Annotated in this window: 5 protein-coding genes and 1 pseudogene; 4 read left to right on the plus strand and 2 right to left on the minus strand. The window is 39.0% G+C overall.

What is annotated here, in order from left to right; all coding sequences use genetic code 11:
- Nucleotides 1-89: 89 nt before the first annotated feature.
- A pseudogene (gene kdpA, locus A2003_RS09125) lies at nucleotides 90-1787 on the minus strand (potassium-transporting ATPase subunit KdpA).
- A gap of 459 nt (nucleotides 1788-2246) precedes the next feature.
- Between kdpA and A2003_RS09130 the strand changes: the two are divergent.
- Nucleotides 2247-3809 carry a long-chain fatty acid transporter gene (locus tag A2003_RS09130; protein WP_112987301.1) on the plus strand — a complete coding sequence of 521 codons (1563 nt, stop codon included), beginning with the start codon at nucleotides 2247-2249 and terminating at the stop codon, nucleotides 3807-3809.
- 258 nt (nucleotides 3810-4067) lie between these two features.
- A complete protein-coding gene (locus A2003_RS09135) occupies nucleotides 4068-5297 on the plus strand; it encodes an OmpP1/FadL family transporter (RefSeq protein WP_286687200.1) in 1230 nt (409 codons plus the stop codon).
- A gap of 89 nt (nucleotides 5298-5386) precedes the next feature.
- On the opposite strand, the gene thrH is transcribed toward A2003_RS09135, so the two are convergent.
- A complete protein-coding gene (gene thrH, locus A2003_RS09140; protein WP_004963809.1) occupies nucleotides 5387-6004 on the minus strand; it encodes a bifunctional phosphoserine phosphatase/homoserine phosphotransferase ThrH in 618 nt (205 codons plus the stop codon).
- Nucleotides 6005-6175: 171 nt separating this feature from the next.
- Here thrH and A2003_RS09145 point away from each other — a divergent pair, with 171 nt between their 5' ends.
- Entirely contained in the window at nucleotides 6176-6907 is a 732-nt protein-coding gene (locus A2003_RS09145) for a phosphoadenylyl-sulfate reductase (protein WP_004950650.1), read from the plus strand.
- Between the two features lie 182 nt (nucleotides 6908-7089).
- Nucleotides 7090-8309, plus strand: a 1220-nt coding sequence (locus A2003_RS09150) for a WS/DGAT/MGAT family O-acyltransferase (protein WP_286687201.1), incomplete at its 3' end; no start/stop codon positions are given.

An 8309-nucleotide genomic window follows, 5' to 3' on the forward strand; every position in this document is an offset into this window, starting at 1 on the left:
GTAATAATTTATAAAAGGTTTGCTGAATAATTTCTTTATTCAAGATATCCATTTGTGTCGCATTTGAGTGATTCATGGTACTTGCTCCACTAGATCTTTACAGATAAATAATCAGCAATTGGTCCAATCACCAACACTGGCATAAATTGCAATAGCGTTAAAATCAGTACAATTCCGACTAAAGTCAGCGCAAATGTAGGCGACTCAATCTGTAAAGAACCCTTGGTCTCATCTGCTTTAGGTTTGGTTGCAAGACTGACTGCAATTAAAACTGGAATGATCAGTACGCTATAACGACCTGCTAATAACGCAACACTGGTGCTTAGATTCCACCATAAAGTGTTGTCGGCTAAACCTTCAAAACCAGAACCATTATTGGCAAACGCAGACACATATTCATAAAAGACTTGGCTAATACCATGCGATGCAGGGTTTGAATTTCCTGTTAAAGATGGGAAAGCGATGGCGATTGCAGTTAAACCAAGAATCAGCACTGGTTGTAAAAGAATGACCAATGCCAATAACTTAATTTCAGTGACTTCGATTTTTCGTCCAAATAATTCAGGCGTGCGACCTGTCATCAAACCCGCGATAAATACAGCTAAAAATAGATAAATAAAGAACTGTAATAAACCACAACCAATCCCCCCCCAAATGGCATTGATCAGCATATTGCATAGATCAACCAAACCCGTTAATGGTGAAGCTGAGTCATGCATCATATTGACCGAACCATTATTTACCTGTGTGGTTAAACTTCCCCATAATGCAGAGGCTTCAGCTCCAAAGCGGACTTCTTTACCTTCCATTAACGCCGTATTTGGGATTAAAGATGATTTTTCAGCCCATAATATGAATACGGTAGAAACCAATGACATCAACAACATTGTGCCCAAAATCATCCACATTAATTTTTTGCGTTGCACAAAACGACCAAGCATAAACACAACCGACATTGGAATCAGTAAAATCGCAAGCATCTCCAGCACATTCGATAATGGCGTTGGATTTTCTAAAGGCACACTACTGTTTGGACCATACCAACCACCACTGCCTAATTGCTTGATCGCCACCATCGGTGCAACAGGTCCAAGAGGAATATGCTGGGTCTGAACTTCAGTGCTTCGATCTAAAACTTGCGCAGTTGGACCAGCAGAAAGTGTAGATGGCACACCTTGAAAAGTCAGTAATAGAGAAAAAACTAAACCCAAAGGAATAAAGAATCTGAATAATGGTCGGATCATATCCATCCAATAATTTCCAAGATTAATCTGTGACGCATTTTTGGATTTAATATTTTCCAAAGCTTGATCTTTGGGCTGTAAAAATAAAGCTCTTAACATGGCTGTTAGTAAAGCCAAACCCATAATTGGAGATAAATATTGCCAACCAATAATCACTGTCATTTGCGACAGATAAGACAATTGAGCTTGTCCTGAATAATGCTGCTGATTGGTATTGGTTAGAAATGAAATCGTTGTGTGTACTGCTAAATCCCAATTCATATTTGGAATACGATCTGGATTCAAAGGTAACCAAGCTTGCGTCATCAAGATCGCTATACTTATACCCAACAACAAAAGATTACTGAGGATAAATGCACCAAGATATTGTCGCCAATTCATACCCACTTGTTTCACGTTCAAAATGGAATAAATTGGTTGTTCGATCCATTTAAAGAAACGATCGCTTCTCAATGGTTGAGCTTACATCACATCTGCAAGATAGCGTCCTAATGGATAGGCTAAAATCAATGCAAGGATAAATACGGAAATAAATTCCCACATAGCACATGCCATTTAAAAAATAAGTCAGCACTAGTATGGAAATTGACTGCGTAAATTCTCTATGTTAGAAAAAGTGAACCGCGTAAATTTTCTGTAAAATTTATATGAAAAATTATTTGATCAGAGAAATTGCACATATATGACAAATTTTGTAGATAGAATCTAATTTTTTACAAAAAATCTTTGACCTAATAAAAATTTTTTTTGCAAAAATGCAATTATTTGAGTACAAAAATTCAAACTAATACTTTATATATTTCATCATATTATCAATAAAAACACATATGTATATAATTATTTATAGCATTTTTTTGTTAAATTTCATGTAATCAATCGTACTGGGTAGTTCATTTAGAACATTTACTCTTATTTTAATTATGGTATTTTTGTTACATGAGGCTATAGCCAATCATAGTTTCGTCAATACTTAGAATCTTGAAGTTCAAGGAAAGATTTAAAATGAAATTAAAATATCTTAGCAATGCCATGATCTTAGCAACGCTACCTGCAACTGGAGTTTTTGCAGCTGCACTAGATCGCTCTGGTCAATCAATTTCTGCTTTTTTACAACCAGGTAACTACTTCGAAGCTGGTCTTTCGGTTCTCGACCCAACTGTAGAGGGTAAAGATACATCTGGTAATAAAATTGACGATATGGCTGGCGACTATTATTTTCCTAGCGCAGCTTTAAAATTACAACCAACAGAACATTTCTCATTTGGTCTTTTGTATGACCAGCCTTATGGTGCTGATGCAACTTACACTGGCACTAATAACTTTGTTTCAAATGCTACCAATACGATTCTTCCGCCTGCAACTTTGGCTGGTTTGCGTCAAAATACAATTGATGCACAAATCGCAGCAAATCTTCAGCCTGCAATTAATGGTGCTCTAGCGGCTAATTTGACTAATGGCGTAAATGCTCAGGTTTCTCAACAAGCTGCTCAATTAGTTGCTGGTGGTCAAGCACCTGATCAAGCAACCGCTGAACAGGCTGTTCGTGCTAATGCGAATGCTATGGCAGCTATCACCGCTGGTGTAACCAATGCGATCACGACAGCTGCAACAACTGCTGTAACTAACAACGTAACTGCTGCTGTAGACGCTGGTTTAGCTGGTGCAAATGGTTTATTAGGTACAGGAAGCACTTCGGTGGAAGTAGATAGTCAAAATCTATCTTTCATCGCTGGCTTCCAACCAAACAAAAATTGGAATATTTACGGTGGTGCGGTTTACCAAACCATTAAAGGTAAACTTGCTCTGCGTGGTCAAGCCTACTCTCTTTACAATGGCTACGATGCTGATATTCCAGAAGATGGTGCTCTTGGCTGGTTAGCAGGTGTGTCATACCAAATTCCAGAAATCGCACTTAAAGCATCTGTAACTTACCGTTCTGAAATAGACCACGATGTCAACATTAATGAAAGTATCCCAACGCTTCCCGCATTAGCGCTATTGGGGCCAAGTGGAGCTGCTGCTGCTGCAAATATTGCCGCTGCAAGTGGTGAGACTAAAATCACGACCCCACAATCTGTTAACCTTGATTTACAAAGTGGGATCATGGCGGATACTGTTGCATTCGCGAATGTTCGTTGGGTAAATTGGAAAGATTTTTCAATTCGCCCTTACAAATTTGGTTTAGTATCTGAAGCAGTCGGTCCACTTGTTAACCGTCCAAATGGTTTTAACCTTGTTGAATACTCGGATGACCAATGGTCTGTAAATGCGGGTGTGGGTCGTAAACTTTCTGAACAATGGGCTGGAAATGTATCAGTCGGTTGGGATTCAGGGGCTGGTAATCCTGTAACGACTCTAGGTCCAACAGAAGGTTATTGGAACGTTGGATTAGGTGTTCAATTTAGCCCTACGCCAGCTACATTTATTGCTGGTGGTGTAAAATACTTCTGGTTAGGCGATGCTAAAGCACAAACTGGTGCACAAGCTGGCGACAACACCTTTGTTGCTGAATTTGAAGACAACAATGCAATCGCTTACGGTCTAAAAATGGGCTACCGCTTCTAATCAAAAATATATAAACAAAAAGACCATCCTTGTGATGGTCTTTTTTATACCTACCATTATCACGTAAATACAAATATAGAAAAAATAAATCAGTAAAATATTAACTATAAAAATACAATCAAAATTAATTATTTAACTCAAGCATCTTTCATGACTTTAGCAGTTCATTTATTGACATTTGTACAATATTTGCATTAAAAAAAATTATGTTACTTTGCGCTCCTTTCTAGTTCCATCTTGAAATGCGAGACATTTTTAATGAAGCTTCATGCTATTACTAAAGCTATTCTTTTGTGTACGGTTCCAGCAGGTTCAACATTTGCAGCTGCACTTGACCGCTCTGGTCAGTCGATTGCACCCTTCCTACAACCCAATAATTATTTTGAAGCAGGTCTAACAGTACTTGATCCAAATGTTACAGGTCAGGATACCTCTCAAAACAATACTGGTAATATGGCAAATCATTACTACTCTCCACATGCTGCATTAAAGATTCAAGCCACTGAACAACTCTCAGTCGGACTGATTTATGATCAACCCTATGGTGCTGATGCAGAATATAAAGGAAAAAGTAATTTCATTGAAAGTCGCCCCTTACCATTCAAAGGTGGTACATCAGTTACTGTTGATACTGAAAACTTAAATTTATTATTTGGTTTCCAACCTAACCAAAACTGGAATCTTTATGCTGGCGCAGTTTACCAAACACTAGACAGTACAGTCCTATTACGTGGAACGAGTTATAGTGCTTATAGTGGCTATGACTTTAAAACAGGTAAGGATGAGGCGGTAGGCTGGTTAGCAGGTGCAGCATATCAAATCCCCGAAATTGCTCTCAAAGCCTCGATCACTTACCGCGCTAAAATCAAGCATGAGATGAATGCTTATGAAAACCATGGTATTGCGGGAATGACGGGCAATGCTGGTTTTGATGCTATTTTAAATAAAATTAATAATTCTGAAGGCACAACTGAAATCACCACACCTCAATCAGTGAACTTTGATTTCCAGACAGGCATTATGGAAAATTCAGTGGCATTCGCCAACCTACGTTGGGTGAACTGGAAAGATTTTGCGATTCGTCCATACAAGTTCGGTGCCGCTTCTGTATTACCACCAATTGTTGCAGCAACAGGTAAAAAAGATGGTTTTGATCTAGTAGCCTATACAGAAGATCAATACTTAATTACTGCTGGTGTAGGTCGTAAAGTGAATGATCATTGGGCAGGTAATGTATCGATTGGTTGGGACTCAGGTGCAGGTAACCCTGTGACCACATTAGGACCAACAGAAGGATATTGGAATGTTGGTTTAGGTATCCAATATAGCCCTGCTCCCAACTACTTTATTGCTGGTGGAGTAAAATATTTTTGGTTGGGTGATGCCAAAGCACAATCAGGCTCTCAGTTTAATACACCGAATTATGTTGCTGAATTTGAGAATAATGACGCCATCGCTTATGGTATGAAAATTGGTTATAAATTTTAATTATTGATTCAAGATAAAAGGCGCTATTTAAGCGCCTTTTATCTTTTAATTTTCCACAACATATTTAAAAGATAGTTGAGGAAAATCGATTATTCAGGGATATTACGTTGTGATACAGAACGAATCGCCTGTTTCAATGCTTCATAACCATGAAGTGGTGGAAATTGCGGGAATTCAGCAATCACATTTGCTGGTGCATCGAACAGGAAACCGTGATCAGCCTCACCAAGCATTGTCGTATCATTATAAGAATCACCAGCTGCAATCACACGGAAATTCAAACCATGTAATGCTTTTACTGCCTGACGCTTTTGATCAGGTTGACGTAATTTATAAGCCGTAATCATGCCATTTTCATCTGTCTCAAGCTTATGACAGAAAATTGTCGGCCAGCCTAACTGCTTCATCAATGGATGTGCAAACTCATAGAATGTATCTGACAGAATAATCAATTGAAAGTGTGTGCGTACCCATTCAACAAACTCTTTTGCACCTTCAAAAGGTCCCATGTCTGCGATCACTTCTTGAATATCATTTAATCCTAAACCGTGCTCTCTTAGGATGTTTAAACGTTGAGTCATTAAGACATCGTAATCTGGAATATCACGTGTGGTCGCCTCGAGCTCTTTAATCCCTGTTTTTTTTGCAAAATTAATCCAGATTTCCGGAACTAACACCCCTTCAAGATCTAGGCATACGATTTCCATGAATGCTTCCAATGTTGGTTAAAAATTGCTGTATCATACCATTAACATTTTCACTTTTGCGCTGTTGTTGAAGAAAACGATTTTATTCTGCAAGATTAAAGTCGAAAGCAAGCAAACGGTTTTGCTTAGAATGATTTACAATTGTGCCCAAGCCTATCGCCAGGAACATTCATGACTGTTATTCCGACTATTGACCATGTAGATGCGCTCGCTGCTGAATATGCAGATAAATCACCAAGAGAAATTTTAGAATTAGCCTTGAGTCAAGAAGGTGAAATTGCCATTTCATTTTCAGGTGCAGAAGATGTAGTTCTCATTGACATCGCATCTCGAATTGGCAAACCTTTTCGTGTTTTCAGTTTAGATACGGGCCGTTTGCACGCAGAGACCTACCAATTCATCGAAACAGTCCGTAAACACTATAATATCAATATTGAAATTTGTTTTCCCGAATCTGCTGCAGTGCAACAATTGGTCAATGAAAAAGGGCTATTTAGTTTTTTTGAAGATGGTCATCAAGAATGCTGCGGTGTACGCAAGGTACAACCTCTACGCAAAAAATTAGCGACTTTAGATGGTTGGATTACAGGGCAGCGTAAAGATCAAAGCCCGACACGTAGTGATGTACCTGTAGTTCAAGCTGACGTTGGGTTCTCAGGTGAAGGTAAACAACTTATCAAATATAACCCACTTGCAAACTGGTCAAGTGCCGATGTGTGGAGTTATATCCGCATGATGGAAATTCCATACAACCCACTACATGAACGTGGTTTTATTTCCATCGGTTGTGAGCCATGCACACGCGCAGTTCTCCCGAACCAACACGAACGTGAAGGTCGTTGGTGGTGGGAAGAAGCGACCCACAAAGAATGCGGGCTTCATGCAGGCAATCTCAAAAAATAAAAAATCACGAGAATAATAACTAAAACCACTGATTCATCAGTGGTTTTATTTTTATTAACTACTGTGTACAAAGTCATATTTTAACCAGAACAAACCGTATATACTTAGTTTAACGGTTCAATAATTCTAATAAGAGCTCAAAGAGTATCTTATAAAAAATGCAATGAGAGGCTATATCTGCTATGCGCCCATTACACCCTATTGATTTTATTTTTCTTTCACTAGAGAAAAGACAACAGCCAATGCATGTTGGCGGTCTTTTTCTATTTGAGATTCCAGAAAATGCGTCACCCACTTTTGTACATGACTTAGTCCAAGATATTCGTCAATCCAAAAGCATTCCTGTGCCACCGTTCAATAATCAGCTCAATGGTCTTTTTTGGGGAGAAGATCCAGAGTTTGATATTGACCACCATTTCCGCCATATCGCCCTACCCAACCCTGGCCGTATTCGTGAATTACTAGTTTATATTTCACAACAGCATAGCTCATTGATTGATCGCGCTAAGCCACTTTGGACATGTGATATTATTGAAGGCATTGAAGGCAATCGCTTTGCAATGTATTTCAAAATCCACCATGCGATGGTCGATGGCGTAGCGGGTATGCGTCTAATTGAAAAATCATTATCTAAAGATCCAAATGAAAAGCATGTAGTGCCTTTGTGGTGTGTTGAGGGTAAACGTGCAAAACGTTTAAAAGCACCAAAACCACCATCCGTTAGTAAAATTAAAGGCATTATGGATGGTATCAAGTCACAACTTGAAGTAACGCCGAAAGTCATGCAAGAGCTTTCACAAACCATCTTCAAAGAAATTGGTAAAAATCCAGATTACGTTTCAACATTCCAAGCACCACCTTCGATTTTAAACCAACGTGTCAGTTCTTCACGTCGTTTTGCAGCTCAATCTTTTGAGCTTGATCGTTTCCGTAATATTGCTAAATCATTGGGTGTGACGATCAATGACGTAGTATTAGCAGTCTGTGCTGGAGCTTTACGTGAATATCTGATTAGCCATGAAAGCTTACCGAAGAAACCGCTTATCGCAATGGTTCCTGCCTCACTGCGTACAGATGATTCTGATATAAGTAACCGCATCACCATGATTTTGGCAAACCTAGCTACACACATTGAAGATCCAATCGAGCGTCTACAAATCATTCGTCGTAGCGTGCAAAACTCTAAACAACGTTTTAGCCGTATGACTGCTAATGAAATTTTGAATTATAGTGCACTGGTATATGGTCCTGCAGGACTCAATATTGTTTCGGGTATGTTGCCAAAACGCCAAGCATTTAACCTTGTGATTTCCAATGTACCTGGTCCACGTGAACCATTGTATTGGAATGGAGCGAAACTTGATGCACTTTATCCAGCATCAATTGTGATGGATGGTCAGGC

The organism is Acinetobacter sp. GWC1_38_13, assembly GCF_001767535.1.
In the GTDB taxonomy this organism is placed as follows: Bacteria; Pseudomonadota; Gammaproteobacteria; order Pseudomonadales; family Moraxellaceae; genus Acinetobacter; species Acinetobacter junii.